A 17,955-nucleotide genomic window follows, 5' to 3' on the forward strand; every position below is an offset into this window, starting at 1 on the left:
GAGGAGTTATGGCAATAGAAGTTAAAGTACCGAAGGATATCAAAGAATATAAAGAAAAAGTTATTGCTGGTATGAACTTAAAACAATTGTTTTGTTTGTGCATTGCAGGAGGCGTGAATATCGCTATAGCACTTGTTTTTATTGCGTGGTTGAAAATACCAATGGAAATTACTAGTTGGCTGATGATTCTTGTGTCTATACCTATTGTATCTTTTGGTTGGTTTAAGCGTAATGGATTAACATTTGAGGTTTATATTAAACAATTTTTTAAATATCATCTTTCTACCGGAACTAGAAAAAAGAAACAAAAAATGAATGAAGTGTCAAAAACAGAAAATGAAAGTACAGATTTAGGCGGACAAGAGATATGATGAAATTTAAAGCAGCAAAAAAAATAAAGAATGAAGAGCCAAAAGTTAATAAGAAACAACGAAGACAGAAAAAAAATCCACAAGATGTGGATTTTTTAAGAGATACGTTTTCTTTTAAAACGATTTTTTCCGATGGAATTTGTCAAATTGACGATACTACTTATTCAGTGACGATTGAATTAAATGATATTAATTATCAGTTATCTTCAGAAGATCATCAAATTGAGATTTTTTCTCAGTATTGTGATTTTCTTAATTCATTGAGTAGTAGAACGCAGTTGCAATTGACAGTTTTTAAAAAGAAGCGACCGCTATCAGACTTACAAGCCGTTCTTTATTATCAGGAAAAAAATGACTTTTTAGATTATTATCGGGCTGAAATGAACGATGTCATCTCAAGAAAATTAGACGAAGAAAAAAATGGTTATAAAAAGACAATTTTATTTACATTTGTTCAACAACATCAAACAGTAGAATTTGCGAAAAAAGAATTAGAAATGGTAATTGATCGCTTTACTATGTTTGCGAGTCGATTGGGTAGTCAAGCAAGGCGGATTGAGAAAAAAGAAATGCTGTCGATTCTTTCAGAGATTTTATTGACAAAATCTGAGAAGGTAGAACCAGAATTAGAAGATATTTTACCTGATGTGATTGAATTGAAACAAAACAAGAATTATTTAAAAATGGATGATCATTATGCCAAAACGGTTTACTTGCAAGAATATCCAGCTGAGCTGTCTGATACTTTTCTCTATGAATTATTAGAAATTCCTAGAGAAGTGGTAGTTACCTTACATATGAAGCCGCTTGATCAGGATGAGGCTTTTGATTTAGTAAAAACAAAACTAGCTTTTATGGAACAACAAAAAGTAGATGAACAAAAGAAAGCTTTACAAAATGGCTATGATTTTGAGATGCTTTCGTATGATTTAACTTATTCCTTGACAGAAGCAAAGGAATTAGTTGACGATTTACAAAATAAAGGTCAAAAACTTTTTTCTATGACAGGAAGTATTTACTTTCATGCGGAAACAGTTGAAAAATTGGCAGAAGTACAAGGGGAAATTTCTTCGATTGGACGTCAATTTGGCTTTAAAATTATTGAGTTAGAATTTATGCAAGAAGAAGGACTAAATGTCACTTTGCCTTTAGGAATAAATACCTTACCTCTTGACCGCACCTTATCAACGGCAAGTACAGCTATTTTCATCCCTTTTACCATATCAGATTTGATCCAAGAAAATGGAAAATATTATGGCGTAAATGCTATTTCAAAAAATATTTTATCTTTAGATCGAAAACTGTTAAAAGCACCCAATGGCTTTGTATTGGGGACTCCTGGTTCAGGGAAAAGTTTTTCGGTTAAACGAGAAATTGTAAATGTTTTGTTGCGTGATGCAGAAGATGAAGTGATAATCATTGACCCAGAACGTGAATATTCAGTCATTGGCAAAAACTTTAACGGAGAGATTATTAGAATTTCAAGTGATTCCTCCACGACCATTAATCCAATGGATATCAATGAAAACTATGGGGATGATACTGATCCAGTTGTATTGAAATCTGAATTTTTGATTTCATTATTTGATTTGATTATTGGAGGGGCATTAGGCTTAAGTTCGACTCAGAAAACTTTAATTGATCGCGTTTGTCGTAGAACTTACGAAACTGTAGGAAACAAGATGCCGACTTTTGTAGACTTTTATCAAATTTTAAAAGAACAAGAAGAAGAAGAAGCAAAACAATTAGTAATGGATTTAGAAATCTATATTGAAGGAAGTTTATCTGTTTTCTCTTCTGAGACAAACGTTGATATTACTAAACGTTTAGTTATCTATGACATCAAAGATTTAGGAAAACAGCTTAAAACAATGGGGATGTTAATTGTTTTGGACCAAGTTTGGAATCGAATTACGACTAATAGGGAAAGAGGCGTACGAACGTGGCTGTATATTGATGAAATGCAATTGCTATTTACCAATGAATATTCAGAAAATTATTTCTTTGAATTATGGAGCCGTGCCAGAAAATGGGGAGCAATTCCTACAGGGATTACGCAGAACGTTGAAACGTTGTTGTTGTCTGATTTAGCACGTCGAATGCTTTCAAATAGTGATTTTGTCATGATGCTCAATCAAGCAAAATCTGACCGCTCCCAATTAGTCCGTTTATTTGATATTTCAGAAGAACAGGAAAAATTCGTTGTTAATTCTCCAGAAGGTTACGGATTAATGGTATTTGGCGATACTACCTTGCCTTTTTATGATCATTTTCCAAAAGATACGAAGTTATATAAGATGATGTCGACAAAACCTGGGGAAGATTAGCACGAAAATGCAATCAGAAAGGATGCGTCGCAATGTCTGATTTGAATGATCAAGAGCAAGAAAAGAATAGTAAAATACAAGGTAGTAATGTTGTGACGGCGTCTGAAAAAGTAGCAAACGTCCTTTCAAAGAGTCAAGAAAGGAAAGCTTCTCAAAAAGTGAAGGTCGTCAGCACAAAAAGTGAAAAGTTCAAAAGAAAAATTACAATTAAAAGAGAAAAAAATACGCTAGCACGGTCTTAAAAAATGCGTTTTAAACGGGCAATTAAAGCGAAACAGCAGCGAAAAAAGGTTATTCTTAAAGGAAAAGCTGCTAATGATCATCAGCCTGTTAATGAACAAAAAGCAAGTCAGAGAAGGTTTCGGCGTCTTTCAAGAAACAAGCAAAACAAAGAAAAAAGAGTAAATCAGCAAGAGCAGCTAATAAAAAGCAGTTCTAAGCGAAAACAGCCAAATAATGAGCGGCAAAAAAAGTCAGAAACGAAAAAAACGAATGTTCAAAAAATTCGCCAAAAACAAGACCGCAGAAAACAAATTTTATTAAAAAAACAAAAAAATGCACGTATTTCTACTATAAAAAACAATAAAAAAAACCAAGCAGCGAAGTATGAGTATAAAAAACAAGAGACAAAAACACAAAAAAGCAATGCTAAGATTTTAGAAAAAACACAAACGAAAAATAAAAATGTCCCCAAAAAAATTAAGAGAAAAAACGGGAAAAAGACAACATTCAAGAAAAAAAATTTAAAAGATAAAATAGGTAAAAATATAAAGAATAATATTTCTCCAAAACATAAGTTTAAAGAAATGTTAATTGATAAATTCGGTCGAGATGCGAATGGTGAATTGAACATTATTGGGTTTTTATTGTCGATAATTCTTTTAGTTCCTTTTCTTTCAACGCTGATTATCGTGATTGCTGTTTTGGCTGTAGTGATTGCGATTATTGCTGTAATTTTAGCTATTTGGGCTTTTATTATTGCGCTATTTACGATAAAGACAGAGGATATGGCAATCACAGAAGCGTATGATTATGTTACTTGGTTGGATGCTTATAAAAATAAAGAAGTCTATAATCGCTACAAACAGTTAGTAGAAGACGATAAATACAAAAAAGTTTATTTTGAAGTTAATGGGGTTGAGGCGGATCCTGAAAAATTTTCTTTTTCTTCAAATAGTGATAATTATGTGTATTATTTAAATGCTAAATATGAAGATTACGATATAAATAAGAGTGTCCTTCCTACCTATTATGATCGTTTAAAGAAAAGTACAGGATCAGTACCTTCTGCAGCAGGACTGCATGTTGAATTTAAAGATACCCCCCATCCTATGAACGATGAACCAGTTAAAATTTATACGGTGAAGAATGAAATTCATGCGATGCACGATATGACTTTTACATATAAGGCTGTATTAAGTGATGATGTTGCAACTTTGAAGGTTGATATCCGGTCACTTGGAGAAATGTTGGATTTAGATCCACAAGTCAATATTTATTCCGGTTCACAATTAATTGGGACGATTCCGGCATTTGCGGAAGATGAAAAAGATAAATTTTATCCTATCTTAGAGGTGGATCGTTTCGAGTCTAAGATTTTTATGGATAATCCTCTAGGAAAGACTGCTTATTCATCTGTTATTGAAAATTATGGTTATCGTGGAAGAGATGATGAGAACAGGAATATGTCGATTATGTTAAAGGCGGAGCCGGGAAGTCCAGTTTATGCGACCACATCTGAAACAGTTAAAGGTATTAATCTTTCCTACGAGCCACGTGATAGGGATGGAAAAATAAAGAATGCTAAAGGGATCAAAACAGATATGGGTTCTTATTATGTTAACTATATTAATGTTACGCCAGTTGTTCGTAGTGGAACAAAACTGAAAGAAGGCGATTTGATTGGTTATACTAGCGATAGCTTTGATGGGAATTTAATGATATCGATGAAAGAACAACGAATATTTATCTATGCTGATCCGGAAATCGTTCCTACGATTTTTATAGACCATTTGTCTTATGCTAATCGTCCTAACTTAGGTTATAATGACCTGAGTCAGTTGCGAGGGTCGTTAATCAATCCGCCAGAAAAAGTGACTAAGTGGCGTGAAAAAGTAACAAAAGAAGCGAAGAAAAATAATATTGAGCTTTATGTTAATGCGCTGCTTTCGATCATCTGGGTAGAATCAGGTGGTGATGAAAAGATGTCATCAGATATTATGGGGATTGTTAAAGCAAAAGGTTTAACAAGATCGGTTGACGTGAATGAATCCATTGAATTAGGTGTAAAATATTTTGCTGAATTATTGAAAAAAGCACAACAGCATCAATTAGGGGATTTAGCAGCTGCACAAGCTTACAACTATGGGGATGAATATCTAGAGGATTTAATTCGTTTAAACGGAAAATATTCACTGGACAATAGTATACTCTATGCGAAAGAACGAAGTGATGGGAAATCTGTGCCGTACAACAGTACAGTGTCTTTGAATTTAGGTTATACTTGGCGATATGTTTTTGGAAACATGTTTTATGCAAAATTGATTTCTTATAATCTTTCACAAGGTGTTGGGGAAATGCTTGAAATTGCTAAAAAAGAGATTGGTACAACAAATGGTGATAAGTACTGGCAATGGGGCGGCTTTGATAAGCGAGTAGAATGGTCGGCACTTTTTGTTTCATGGGTGGCTGATCAAGTTGGCTATATTGATGAAGGAAGAGTCCCTAAGACTGCTAGTCCTTTTCAAATGATGAAATGGTTTAAAGAAAACAATAAATTCAAAGAGCCTGACAAAGAATATCTACCTCAACCTGGAGATTTGATCTTTTTTGATTGGAAAGGGAATAAGACAGGAAATGGCTCTGGGCGGTCGATTGGCCTTGATCGTTGGATGATTCCATGGTTGCAAAGAACAGTAGGAAATTGGTGGTATGGAAGACCTAAAGCACGATATGGATCAAAATAATCGACTTGGTGTTGAATAAATTAAGAATAATGATTGTTTGAAGGGTTGAAGCATTGTTTGATGTTAAGACTGGATTTGCACAAACGATGAGACCAGCTCTTCGAGAGTAAGAGTAAGTTAAAGTCTGTATCTTTTTCTGCCGTTTTCTTAAATTTCAGAGTAAAACGGCTTAGTCACACATCTAGTTAAACAGAGTTTTAAAAGTTACTCTCTTGGAAATAAGCTGGAATATCCTGAAAGTTGGTGTATTAATTTTCAGATATTCCGGCTTATTGCTTTGAAAGATGAAATATTGAGCGTAAAGAGGAGTTGCTTAGAGTTAAGCGTAACATTTTTGTCACCTCTTCTTGTTTCGTGCTAAAATTGGAGAACAGTTCAGCAAGAGAAGGAGGCGCATGGAAAATGAAAGAATTTATTAAAAAAAGTTTATTTAAACCTTGGGATATTTTCATCCTCGTTCTTTTGATTGCTCTTTCTTTTTTGCCCATCCTTGTATTTAGCTATCAACAAGAAAATGCTGCGACTAAAAAAGAAGCAGTATTACGTGTAGATGGTACTCAAATCAAGGTATTTCCGTTAACAAGTGGAAATAAAAGGTATACGTATACCTACAAAGATATACACGGTGATTATAATTTGATTGAAATTGATGGTGATAAAATTCGTATAAAAGAAGCAGACTGCGGCGATCAAATTTGTGTGAGACGCAGCTGGGCTTTTAAAAATGGTGAAACAATCGTGTGCTTGCCGCATAAATTAGTGATCGAGATTCGATCAATAGATGGGAGTGACGAAGACAGTCTGATTTATTAGGCTATTCACGCCATGACAAAATTACAAAAGATGATTTATCTTTCTTTGTTAGTTGCACAAGGGGTCATCATCGGTTTAATTGAAAATATGATTCCTTATCCTTTTTCTTTTGCTCCCGGAGCCAAGTTAGGGTTAGCTAATTTAATTACGATCGTTGCGATTTTTACGATGAAAAAACGAGATAGTTTCTTATTATTATGGTTACGCTTGTTTTTGACTACTTTATTGGGTGGTACAATTTCTACTTTCCTATATAGTATGAGTGGTGCTTTATTAAGCTATATGGGAATGCTTCTGGTGAAACAGCTAGGGCCAAAAAGGGTAAGCATCATTGGAATTAGCGCAACAGGTGGTTTTATGCATAATGTGGGACAGTTGCTCACAGCTTCCTTCATTGCACAATCATGGGCAGTCATGTTATATTTACCAGTTTTGTCTTTTCTAGGTATTTTGTCTGGTCTTGCAATCGGAATTGCAGCGAATTACTTGTTGCAACATGTTCGAACGTTACAAAAATTTCAAAGAGTATATGAGAAAGAGCAAAAAGTGAAATGGCAACCGTTTTTTTTGAAAAAATAATTGTTATACAAGGAGTTTTTTTTATGAAGCTACATCCAATGTGGAGCGACTATCCAACTTTGAAAGATGAATTAAATGAAACCTTGCAGAAGATGGAAGAAGTGATCCGTTTAAAAAATAAACCGGTTGAACAAGCAATTAAAGAAACGATCCATGCTGGAGGCAAATTGTTAAGACCTGCTTATCAACTACTTTTTTCTCAATTCGGTTCAGAACAAGATCGAGAAAAAGCGATTGCATTGGCTGCTTCAATCGAAATGCTCCACACGGCAACTTTGATTCATGATGACATTGTAGATGAAGCAGATATCCGTCGTGGGCAACTTAATTTGCGTGGCCGATTTGGGAACACAGTGGCGGTTTATGCAGGCGATTATTTATTTGTTTGTTGCTTCAAATTACTTTCAGATTATACTTCTTCGCTAAAAAGCTTACAGGAAAATTCACGTAGTATGGAAAAAATATTAGATGGTGAACTTGGCCAAATGGATGATCGTTACAATTATCATTTGTCAGTAGCAGAATATTTAGAAAATATTTCTGGAAAGACAGCAGAACTCTTTCAGTTAAGTTGTTCAGTAGGTGCTTACGAAAGTGGGATGAGTGAACGCTTTGCTCGAAAGGCTGGATTAATTGGTTTGTCAATTGGAATGGCTTTTCAGATTGTTGATGATGTTTTAGATTATACAAAAAAAACTGAAGACATTGGTAAACCGGTATTAGAAGATATGCGTCAAGGGGTTTATTCTTTGCCATTAATTTATGCGTTACAAACGGATAAAAAAGCAGAGTTGATTGCTTACTTAGACAAAAGATTGGAATTGACGAATGATGAAGCACAAGCAGTACGTCGAATTGTGAGAAAAACAAAAGGGGTAGAAAAAGCGAAAAAATTAGCTGAAGATTATACGAAAAAAGCATTAAAAGAAATTCATAAATTACCGGATACGCCTTTTGATACGCGACAGACTCTTTTATCTTTAACTACTTTGATTTTAAATAGAGAAGATTAAATAAGTGAAAGAATGTGTACAGGATTTGGAAGTATTGTCTCTTAAGAATTTACTAAAGAAGTATCATTTTCAGAGTTTAAGAATAAGAAAGAAGCTGAATCTTAGTTTTTCGGCTTCTTTTTTATTTTTGGAAAAATAGTTGGGAAGAAATTTTAGGCAATAAGTATGTTAATAGTAAAGGTTGCTATTTTATAAGTAAGGTTCTGGCAAGCATTTGTTCTAGCAAATAATAGGAGAAAGCTTCTTTAAAAAAATTGTCACCTACAATTAACGAGAACAGCCATTTCGGCTTTTTTGAACTAGCTTATCTATTGCTTTTATAGAATCTACGAACGATAAAAAAGAAGACGATGTTTAAGTGCTACTTCTTTGTTTTTAGGGAAAGAATAGCGAATCACAAAACATAAAAAAGCAGTTTACTAGATGGATAATTGTTTTTTTTTAATAATGAAGTGTAATTCACGTAATAAAAGATTTATGTTATTTTTAAATAAATTTTATTAGAATCAATGCTTAGACAACTATCTTTTGAAACATTCTTTCCGTATTTTAAAAATTATAGTTTCTAATGCTAGATAAAATTGTGTTATATTCTTTGGTAAAAGAAATACAAATAGAAAGGAAGTATTTGTTTGAAAAAACAATTAGCAACTGATCTAACTAGAGTAGATGTTAACAAAATTATAACACGTATAATTAGTAAAAAAAGTCAATTTTCTTTCGAAGATGTTGAAAAAGAATGTCAAAAGTCATTGACGACAGCAGACAAATTTTTGATTCGATGTTTAGGTGTGAAGAAATTTAAATTAGATGTTGAATATCATTCATCAAATCAACTTAAGTTCTATAGACCTCAGAATAAAGTTTGTTTATAAAAAAAATACGTTGTTTTTATTTACATAAAGATCGAATAAAAAATGTTGCAATACCGCACAAAATGATGATTGGGCAATGAAATAAGGTAAGATAAAATCAGAAAGATAAAGGAGGGAGAAAAAGAAAACAAAAGTGTTGTTGTATGTGAGTAAAAAAACAAATAGTTTAATTAAAAGGATTCAGGGGAAATCAATTTAATTGAGCATAATTTTTTTAAAGAGAAGCGAATGAGTAGTGAAGCAAAAGTAAGCGTTGAAGAATTTGATAATAAGAACTTTAATTAAAAGATAAATTTAGTTGAAAATTTTAATTGAACTGTTTTATACATTAGGTTATAGAAATTGCAGTTGTATAAAAAGCACATAGAGAGTTAAGAAAAAGTTGTGTAGCATTTTGTTACGAGCAACAATTGCACATAGAAGAATTTGTTTTTTACAACTGGCAAAATAAAGAGATTATCAGTTATTCTATGAGAATAAATAAAAGGAACCACCATTGATGAAAAAAAGGTTGGGGCACAGAAGTGATTAATTCCGAAAGAGTTGCTTCTGTTCCAGCCGTTTATCTGTTTTTAGAGCGTGAAGTAAAGAATACTTTTACTTCACGCTCTTTTTATGCTTCAATTGAAGTTAAACTAATCTCACCTGAAGAAAGGGTAACTGATTGATTGCCGATTTGAACAATTAATTCTCCATAATTGCCAATTTTTTCGGCAATTCCTGTATATTGTTGCCCTTTTTGGTTAAAACTAACTTTTTTTCCTAGAACAAAGGACTTTTTTCGATAAAGGGTAAGATAGTCGTTGGTTGTGTCTAAAAGAAAAAGATAGAAATTTTTCCAAATCTGACCAATTAACTGGTTTCGAGTAATTGTTTTTTGTCCATCTAAGAAAAGAGAAGAAGCTATGTGTTGAATTCCTTCAGGAAAATTCTCTTGAGGGATTGAAAAATTCAACCCTATACCGATAATAATAGAACTGATTTCACCAGTTTCCATATTGCTAATTGCTTCAGATAAGATTCCACTGATTTTTTTTCCGTTTAAATAAATGTCATTCACCCATTTGATCATAGTATCTTTGCCAGTTAATTCCCAAATTGCTTTTACGCAAGCACTGGCAGCAATGATTGTGTATTGCGGTAGTTCATCAAATCGTTGGTTAGGATGAATTAATAAACTCATATAGATTCCTTGACCGGGTGCTGCAAAAAAAGGTCGTCCAAATCGTCCATGCGCTTGTTCCTGCATATTTGCGACAAAAAGAGCTGGTCCGTTTGCTTTAGTTGCTGCAAGTCTTGCATCTTTCATTGTAGATTCTGAATGTTCCACTACAAAAACGTTTAAATTTGGTTCAAAAGGCAGTAAAGTTTGATAAATTTCTTGTGCATCTAATATGTCAGAGGGGAGATAGCGATATCCCTTAGCTTGATGGATAAATTGATACCCCATTTTTTCTAATTCTTTAATTGCTTTCCAAATACTTGTACGAGAAACTTGTAACTGCTGTGCCATTTTTTCTCCTGAAAGAAAATGTGGTGTCTCTTTCAATAGTTGAAGTACTTTATCTTTTGTTGTCACTTCTTGCAACTCCTTTCATTAATATTGTATCAATAAGAAAGAAGAAAAAAAATGATCACTTTTTGTGTTAAAAAAGACTACGTAGTTCTAGTTGTTTTGGCACATCAAAAAATATTTTTTAGATGAAGATCTATTTCCAAAGAGAAAGGTAATGTTTTCAGAAAATAAAGGAATTTATTTTGGAATAATTGTTTTCGTATCATCCATTGACAGCTTTTTATTATTTGTATAAAAGTTACTTAATAAGAAGCCTAACAATCATTGTCTTTTGAAATAGAAGAAGCGAAAAACTTATTGGATAAGATAATTTTTTTTCTTTTAACTTAATAACACTTGATCGTCTTTTAAAACAGTTCCACTATTTTGTTTGAATAGTGCTAATAAATGAGTAATATTTAGTTGCTGTTTTTCTTTTTGTTTGATATCTACTACAACCTTTCCATGATGGAGCATAATCAATCGATTACCATAATGGATAGCATCTTCCATATTGTGTGTAACCATGAAGGCCGTTAATTGTTGTTCATAGATCAATTTTTCAGTTAATGCCATTACTATTTTTGAAGTAGTCGGATCAAGTGCTGCAGTGTGTTCATCTAATAAAATCAATTCAGGTCTTTGTAGTGTAGCCATTAATAAAGTGATTGCTTGACGTTGTCCCCCTGAAAGTAAGCCAATTTCAGTAGTTAAACGATTTTCTAATCCAAGATTTAAACGTGCAAGCTGTTCTTTAAAAAAGAGGCGGTCTTGCAATTTGACGCCACGAAAAAAGCCACGCTTTTTTCCACGCTTCATTGCTAAAGCTAAATTTTCTTCCACAGTCAAAAGAACAGCAGTTCCTAATTTAGGGTCTTGGAAGACGCGACTAATGTCTTTAGAGCGGGAAACAACGGATTTTTTTGTTAAGTCTTTCCCGTTTAATAATATCCGTCCTTGATCAATAGGAAATGAACCAGCAATGCTGTTTAGCAGAGTGGATTTACCGGCTCCGTTTCCGCCAATAATTGTGAGAAAATCTCCTGATTTCAACGATAAATTGATTCCTTTTAAAACGTGGTTTTCATTGATGGTTCCTTTTTCAAAAGTATGATGAAGATTTTCAATTGTTAATACTTCCTGCATTTTTAGGCATCTCCTTTCAATTTTTTACGTGTTGGTCTTTTTAATTTTTGTTGAATGGAGGGGAAAGATAGGCAAAGAACTAAAACAAGTGCAGAAGCGAATTTTGAATCACTTGGCTGTACATTTAATTCAAAAACTAAAGCTAAAATAAAGCGATAGATGATAGCCCCTAAAATAATTGTCAGCAAACGTAAAAATAACGGTAGATTTTTGAATAAAACTTCAGCAATAATAATTGAAGCTAAACCAATAACAATTGTACCTATTCCCGAATTCAAATCTGCAAATCCATTATTTTGCGCTAACAAAGAGCCGGATAATGCAATACAACCACTTGAAATCATATAACCAATTATTTTCATTGTATCTGTATAAATACCATTTGCTTCACTCATTGCTAAATTGTCACCCGTAGCACGAAGGGCAAGTCCTACTTCAGTACGTAAAAATAAAACAAGCAAAGTAACAACAAGTAAAGCGACTATCAAGCCAATGATCAAAACAGCATTTTCTTTGGAAAGACCAGTGCTTTGCAGCCAAAGGAAGACAGTATTTTGTCCTAATAAAGAGATGTTAGGTGCCCCCATAATGCGAGAAGTAACAGAGTAGAGACCAGTCATAGTAATAATCCCCGCTAAAAGTGCAGGAATCTTAAGTTTGGTATGAAGAAGTCCTGAAACAAGTCCAGCTATAGTGCCGCCTAAAAAACCTAAAAAACAGGCAACGAATGGATGGAACCCTTTGGTGATACTCATTGCAGCAATTCCAGCTCCTAAAGGAAAACTACCTTCGGCTGTTAAATCAGCGATATCTAAGATACGAAAAGTGAGAAAGACTCCAATTGCAAGCAACGCCCATAGTATACCTTGTGATGCAGAAGATAAAAAAATACTGATAAGATTTGTCATAATCGTCCTCCTGTAAAATTATTTAGCTTCATTGATCGTTGTTGGATCAATTCCTAATGCTTTGGCCATCTCTTTGTTTACATACAGTGAGAGATTCTCAGCAGTTTCTATCGAAAGTTCACTTGGTTTTTTTCCATCCAAAATTTTGGCCGCCATTTTTCCTGTTTGTTTTCCTAATTGTTCATAATCAATCCCAATTGTCGCTAGACCGCCTTCTTTAACTTGATCAATTGAACCAGCAACGATCGGAGTCTTGGTTTCTTTGGCTACTTCACCAATTACACTTGCGGCACTGGAAAACGTGTTATCCGTAGGAATATAGATACCCTCAACATCTTTAGCTAAACTTTTGGTGACTTGCTGGACATCGTTTGTTGAATTAGCAGTTAATACTTTGACTTTTACTCCTGCTTTTTTGAATGCTTTTTCTGCTAACTCCCCTTGAATTTTAGAGTTTGCTTCTCCTGTGTTGTACATGATTCCGATCGTTTTTGCATTAGGAACGATACGTAACAATAAATCAGTTTGTTTTTTTATAGGAACCATATCGGTTGTACCAGTGACATTACCATTTGGTTTTTCATTAGAAGATACTAAATGAGCTTTTTCTAAATCGGTCACTGCCGTTACAGTAATAGGGATAGTGGTTGTTTCATTTAAAAGAGATTGTGCAGCGGGAGTTGCAATGCCTAATAGCAGATCAGGCTCCTCTTTTACGAGTTTTTCACTCATGCTTTTAAGGTTGTCTTGATTGTTTTGAGCATTTTGATAATCGATTGTCAGGTTCGCGCCTTCTTTATAACCTTTTTCTGCTAAGCCTTCTTTAAATCCTTTATACGTTGCATCTAATGATTGGTGTTGAACAAGTTGTAACACACCAATGGTTTTCATCGTATCAGGTTTTTTTGAAGAGTGACTGGTAGAGCTGCATCCTCCTAGTGCGCATAAACATAGTGTTCCTAATCCCATTAATAATTGTTTTTTCATTTTCTTTTCCTCCTTCATGTTTGAAAACAAAAAATCCATTTAGACAAAACGTCTAAATGGATTAATCATCGAAAGAAAAGGTAAGAAAAATTGATTCCTTTGTACTTTTTCGTTTAGCCACTTAGCGTAATGTCTACGTGGCTTTTGTATAATACAAAGTTCTTTAGCCATCATAGATACAAACAATTTGGTTTGATGTTTGCATCCATAATTATGAATACAAACCTATCTAAAGTAGCTAAAGTAAAAGTTATTCAATTGTGTTGGTATAAGCCGATTTTTTTTTATTCGCATAAAACATTCCCCCACAAGTAATAATTTCTTATAATTTTAGCGGAAAAATGAATAAAATGCAAGAATAAAATTCAGAAAATTCAAAAAAGACGTAAAATTTAAATTGATACAGATAAATAGTAAAAAAAATTTAAGAAAAACAATGAGAAAGACTAGAAGATATTGACTTTTATAGAAAAAGCGTGTAGCATATAAAGTTGCAAAAACTATCTGATGAAATAAAGGCAGAAACGAAATATTGTCCGTTTCGGCTTTAATATAAGGAAACAAAAATAGAAGCGCGGGAAGAAGTGGTTTTAGGAACATGCTCTATTTTTGGTTTTTTTTTGCCTAAAAGCCGCAAAAAATGTCTATTGTTATCTAATTATAATATTTTTAATATTATTGTAACAATTGATCGGGTAGTCTTTTTGAATGACATTTTAGAGGGGTGAAGAGCTTGGCTGGACACGTAGTAAAATACGGAAAACATCGCGAACGTAGAAGTTACGCACGAATCAGTGAAGTGTTGGAATTACCAAATTTGATCGAAATTCAAACAGACTCTTACCAATGGTTCTTGGATGAAGGACTAAGAGAAATGTTTGAAGACATTTTGCCAATTGAAGACTTTAATGGCAATTTATCTTTAGAATTTGTGGATTATGAATTGAAAGAGCCAAAATATACGGTAGCAGAAGCACGCGCACATGATGCAAATTACTCTGCGCCGTTACATGTTACGCTACGTTTAACGAACCGAGAAACGGGTGAAATCAAAGCGCAGGAAGTTTTCTTTGGTGATTTTCCATTAATGACTGAACAAGGAACGTTTATTATTAATGGAGCAGAACGAGTAATCGTTTCTCAGCTGGTTCGTTCACCGGGTGTCTACTTTCACGGAAAAGTAGATAAAAATGGGAAGGAAGGATTTGGTTCAACGGTCATTCCTAACCGAGGCGCATGGTTAGAAATGGAAACTGATGCAAAGGATATTTCATATGTACGGATTGACCGTACACGTAAGATTCCATTGACTGTTTTGGTTCGTGCGTTAGGATTTGGTTCGGATGATACCATCTTTGAAATTTTTGGCGATAGCGAGATATTGCGTAACACGGTTGAAAAAGATTTACACAAAAATGCAAGTGATTCAAGAACAGAAGAAGGGTTAAAAGATGTTTACGAACGTTTACGTCCGGGTGAACCTAAAACGGCAGATAGTTCACGTAACTTATTAAATGCTCGTTTCTTTGATCCAAAACGTTATGACTTAGCAAATGTTGGTCGTTACAAAGTAAATAAAAAACTGGACTTGAAAACACGTCTATTGAATTTAACTTTAGCTGAAACGTTGGTGGATCCAGAAACGGGTGAGATTATCGTTGAAAAAGGAACGGTGTTAACGCATCAAGTGATGGAAACATTAGCCCCTTTCCTTGAAACTGGCTTGAATTCTGTTACTTTTTATCCGTCAGAAGATGGTGTTGTGACCGACCCTATGACTGTCCAAGTAATTAAAGTTTTCTCACCAAAAGATCCAGAACGTGAGATCAATGTGATCGGTAATGGTTATCCAGAAGCTGCGGTGAAAACAATTCGTCCAGCAGATATCATTGCTTCTATGAGCTATTTCTTAAACTTGATGGAAGGAATCGGTAATGTTGATGACATCGACCATTTAGGTAATCGTCGTATTCGTTCGGTTGGTGAATTGTTGCAAAACCAGTTCCGAATTGGACTGGCTCGTATGGAACGTGTGGTACGTGAAAGAATGTCTATTCAAGATACAGAAACATTGACACCTCAGCAATTGATTAATATCCGTCCAGTTGTTGCAAGTATCAAAGAGTTTTTTGGTTCTTCTCAATTGTCACAGTTTATGGATCAAACGAATCCGTTAGGTGAATTGACACATAAGCGTCGCCTTTCAGCTTTAGGTCCAGGTGGATTAACACGCGATCGTGCGGGATATGAAGTTCGTGACGTTCACTATTCTCACTACGGTCGCATGTGTCCGATTGAAACGCCAGAAGGTCCGAATATCGGGTTGATTAATAGTTTGTCTAGTTACGCAAAAGTAAATAAATTTGGGTTTATTGAAACACCTTATCGTCGTGTCGATCGTGAAACGGGTCGTGTTACAGATCATATTGATTATTTAACTGCTGATATTGAAGATCATTATATCGTTGCCCAAGCAAATAGCCCATTGAACGAAGACGGTACGTTTGCTCAAGATGTTGTAATGGCGCGTGCGCAAAGTGAAAATTTGGAAGTTTCTATTGATAAAGTTGATTACATGGACGTTTCTCCTAAACAAGTGGTGGCGGTGGCGACAGCATGTATTCCTTTCTTAGAAAATGATGACTCCAACCGTGCTTTGATGGGAGCAAACATGCAGCGGCAAGCAGTTCCTTTAATTAATCCACAAGCACCATGGGTTGGTACGGGTATGGAATACAAATCTGCGCATGATTCGGGAGCCGCTTTGTTGTGTAAACACGATGGTGTGGTGGAATATGTGGATGCATCTGAAATTCGTGTTCGTCGTGACAATGGTGCATTAGATAAATATGCGGTTACTAAATTCCGTCGTTCCAACTCAGGAACCAGTTACAACCAACGTCCAATTGTTCATTTAGGTGAAAAAGTTGAAAAAGGGGATACTTTAGCAGACGGGCCTTCAATGGAACAAGGAGAAATGGCACTGGGACAAAATGTTTTAGTTGGTTTCATGACTTGGGAAGGATACAACTATGAAGATGCGATTATCATGAGTCGTCGTCTAGTAAAAGATGATGTGTATACTTCCATTCACATTGAAGAATATGAATCAGAAGCTCGTGATACAAAATTAGGACCAGAAGAAATCACTCGTGAGATTCCTAACGTTGGAGAAGATGCTTTAAAAGATTTAGATGAGATGGGAATCATCCGTATTGGTGCAGAAGTCCAAGATGGAGACTTGCTTGTTGGTAAAGTGACGCCAAAAGGAGTAACTGAATTATCTGCAGAAGAACGTTTACTGCATGCAATTTTTGGTGAAAAAGCTCGTGAAGTTCGTGATACGTCTTTACGTGTACCACATGGTGGCGGTGGAATCGTTCACGATGTGAAAATCTTTACTCGTGAAGCCGGTGACGAATTATCACCGGGTGTGAATATGTTAGTGCGTGTTTATATTGTGCAAAAACGTAAAATCCATGAAGGAGATAAAATGGCCGGTCGTCATGGAAATAAAGGGGTTGTATCCCGTATCATGCCGGAAGAAGATATGCCGTTTTTACCAGATGGAACACCGATTGATATCATGTTGAATCCTTTAGGGGTACCATCTCGTATGAATATTGGACAAGTATTGGAATTGCACTTAGGGATGGCTGCTCGTCAGTTAGGAATTCATGTTGCAACACCAGTATTTGACGGAGCCAGTGATGAGGACGTATGGGAAACGGTTCGTGAAGCCGGCATGGCTAGCGATGCAAAAACGATCCTTTATGATGGTCGTACAGGAGAACCATTTGATGGTCGAGTGTCTGTTGGTGTGATGTACATGATTAAGCTTGCTCACATGGTTGATGATAAATTACATGCACGTTCAATTGGTCCTTACTCATTGGTTACACAACAACCATTGGGGGGAAAAGCACAATTTGGTGGACAACGTTTCGGGGAAATGGAAGTTTGGGCGTTGGAAGCTTATGGTGCAGCTTATACTTTACAAGAAATTTTGACGTACAAATCAGATGATGTAGTCGGTCGTGTGAAAACATACGAAGCGATCGTTAAAGGAGAGCCAATTCCAAAACCGGGCGTACCAGAATCATTCCGAGTATTAGTAAAAGAGTTACAATCTCTGGGATTGGATATGCGTGTGTTGGATATTAAAGATTCTGAAATCGAATTACGTGACATGGATGATGAAGATGATGATTTAATCACCGTAGATGCTTTGACAAAATTTGCAGAACAGCAAACTGTCAAAGAATTAGAAAAGAAAGCTGCCGAACAAGTAGAAGATGAAAGCCAAGATGTCATCCAAAACTTTGAAACCGCAGAAGATAAATTAGACTAATCCGGTCTACAAGCTGTAAGACGGTCGATGATCAGCCGTCTTACGGTTTTGCCATTAAATGAAA

Annotated in this window: 13 protein-coding genes; 9 read left to right on the forward strand and 4 right to left on the reverse strand. The window is 34.9% G+C overall.

Features of this window, described 5'->3' with window-relative positions:
- Positions 1 to 8: 8 nt before the first annotated feature.
- From RV14_RS00930 to RV14_RS00965, 8 genes are all read left to right on the forward strand, one after another.
- Positions 9 to 371, forward strand: a complete 363-nt coding sequence (locus RV14_RS00930) for a PrgI family protein (protein WP_071854483.1) — start codon at positions 9 to 11, stop codon at positions 369 to 371.
- Positions 368 to 2,698: a VirB4-like conjugal transfer ATPase, CD1110 family gene (locus RV14_RS00935; RefSeq protein WP_071854484.1), complete on the forward strand. Its 2,331-nt coding sequence runs from the start codon at positions 368 to 370 to the stop codon at positions 2,696 to 2,698. The genes RV14_RS00930 and RV14_RS00935 overlap by 4 nt, the downstream gene beginning before the upstream one ends.
- A gap of 32 nt (positions 2,699 to 2,730) precedes the next feature.
- Positions 2,731 to 2,940: a hypothetical protein gene (locus tag RV14_RS00940; RefSeq protein ID WP_071854485.1), complete on the forward strand. Its 210-nt coding sequence runs from the start codon at positions 2,731 to 2,733 to the stop codon at positions 2,938 to 2,940.
- A gap of 3 nt (positions 2,941 to 2,943) precedes the next feature.
- Positions 2,944 to 5,664 carry a lysozyme family protein gene (locus tag RV14_RS00945; RefSeq protein ID WP_071854486.1) on the forward strand — a complete coding sequence of 907 codons (2,721 nt, stop codon included), beginning with the start codon at positions 2,944 to 2,946 and terminating at the stop codon, positions 5,662 to 5,664.
- A gap of 402 nt (positions 5,665 to 6,066) precedes the next feature.
- The gene (locus RV14_RS00950; RefSeq protein WP_071854487.1) at positions 6,067 to 6,477 is read left to right on the forward strand and encodes a NusG domain II-containing protein; all 411 of its coding nucleotides are present in this window, start codon (positions 6,067 to 6,069) and stop codon (positions 6,475 to 6,477) included.
- A gap of 12 nt (positions 6,478 to 6,489) precedes the next feature.
- Positions 6,490 to 7,056 (forward strand): Gx transporter family protein, encoded by a 567-nt coding sequence (locus RV14_RS00955; RefSeq protein WP_071854488.1) that lies wholly within the window; start codon positions 6,490 to 6,492, stop codon positions 7,054 to 7,056.
- 23 nt (positions 7,057 to 7,079) lie between these two features.
- Positions 7,080 to 8,069: a polyprenyl synthetase family protein gene (locus RV14_RS00960; protein ID WP_071854604.1), complete on the forward strand. Its 990-nt coding sequence runs from the start codon at positions 7,080 to 7,082 to the stop codon at positions 8,067 to 8,069.
- 632 nt (positions 8,070 to 8,701) lie between these two features.
- On the forward strand, positions 8,702 to 8,944 hold the full coding sequence (locus tag RV14_RS00965) for a hypothetical protein (RefSeq protein WP_071854489.1): 243 nt from the start codon (positions 8,702 to 8,704) through the stop codon (positions 8,942 to 8,944).
- 613 nt (positions 8,945 to 9,557) lie between these two features.
- Here the strand turns inward: RV14_RS00965 and RV14_RS00970 are convergent.
- From RV14_RS00970 to RV14_RS00985, 4 genes are all read right to left on the reverse strand, one after another.
- Positions 9,558 to 10,523, reverse strand: a complete 966-nt coding sequence (locus tag RV14_RS00970) for a biotin--[acetyl-CoA-carboxylase] ligase (protein WP_071854490.1) — start codon at positions 10,521 to 10,523, stop codon at positions 9,558 to 9,560.
- Between the two features lie 318 nt (positions 10,524 to 10,841).
- Positions 10,842 to 11,645, reverse strand: coding sequence for an ABC transporter ATP-binding protein (locus tag RV14_RS00975; RefSeq protein WP_071854491.1), 804 nt, complete (start codon positions 11,643 to 11,645; stop codon positions 10,842 to 10,844).
- 2 nt (positions 11,646 to 11,647) lie between these two features.
- Positions 11,648 to 12,553, reverse strand: a complete 906-nt coding sequence (locus RV14_RS00980; protein ID WP_071854492.1) for an ABC transporter permease — start codon at positions 12,551 to 12,553, stop codon at positions 11,648 to 11,650.
- A gap of 18 nt (positions 12,554 to 12,571) precedes the next feature.
- A complete protein-coding gene (locus RV14_RS00985) occupies positions 12,572 to 13,540 on the reverse strand; it encodes an ABC transporter substrate-binding protein (protein WP_071854493.1) in 969 nt (322 codons plus the stop codon).
- Positions 13,541 to 14,273: 733 nt separating this feature from the next.
- Here RV14_RS00985 and rpoB point away from each other — a divergent pair.
- Positions 14,274 to 17,891, forward strand: coding sequence for a DNA-directed RNA polymerase subunit beta (gene rpoB, locus RV14_RS00995; RefSeq protein ID WP_071854494.1), 3,618 nt, complete (start codon positions 14,274 to 14,276; stop codon positions 17,889 to 17,891).
- The last annotated feature ends 64 nt before the right edge of the window (positions 17,892 to 17,955 follow it).

This window comes from Enterococcus ratti (assembly GCF_001886195.1).
Taxonomy (GTDB): Bacteria; Bacillota; Bacilli; order Lactobacillales; family Enterococcaceae; genus Enterococcus_B; species Enterococcus_B ratti.

Coding starts and splice junctions, on each gene's coding strand:
- RV14_RS00930 (WP_071854483.1), top strand. CDS start 9: ATGGCAATAGAAGTTAAAGTACCGAAGGATATCAAAGAATATAAAGAA.
- RV14_RS00935 (WP_071854484.1), top strand. CDS start 368: ATGATGAAATTTAAAGCAGCAAAAAAAATAAAGAATGAAGAGCCAAAA.
- RV14_RS00940 (WP_071854485.1), top strand. CDS start 2,731: ATGTCTGATTTGAATGATCAAGAGCAAGAAAAGAATAGTAAAATACAA.
- RV14_RS00945 (WP_071854486.1), top strand. CDS start 2,944: ATGCGTTTTAAACGGGCAATTAAAGCGAAACAGCAGCGAAAAAAGGTT.
- RV14_RS00950 (WP_071854487.1), top strand. CDS start 6,067: ATGAAAGAATTTATTAAAAAAAGTTTATTTAAACCTTGGGATATTTTC.
- RV14_RS00955 (WP_071854488.1), top strand. CDS start 6,490: ATGACAAAATTACAAAAGATGATTTATCTTTCTTTGTTAGTTGCACAA.
- RV14_RS00960 (WP_071854604.1), top strand. CDS start 7,080: ATGAAGCTACATCCAATGTGGAGCGACTATCCAACTTTGAAAGATGAA.
- RV14_RS00975 (WP_071854491.1), bottom strand. CDS start 11,645: ATGCAGGAAGTATTAACAATTGAAAATCTTCATCATACTTTTGAAAAA.
- RV14_RS00980 (WP_071854492.1), bottom strand. CDS start 12,553: ATGACAAATCTTATCAGTATTTTTTTATCTTCTGCATCACAAGGTATA.
- RV14_RS00985 (WP_071854493.1), bottom strand. CDS start 13,540: ATGAAAAAACAATTATTAATGGGATTAGGAACACTATGTTTATGCGCA.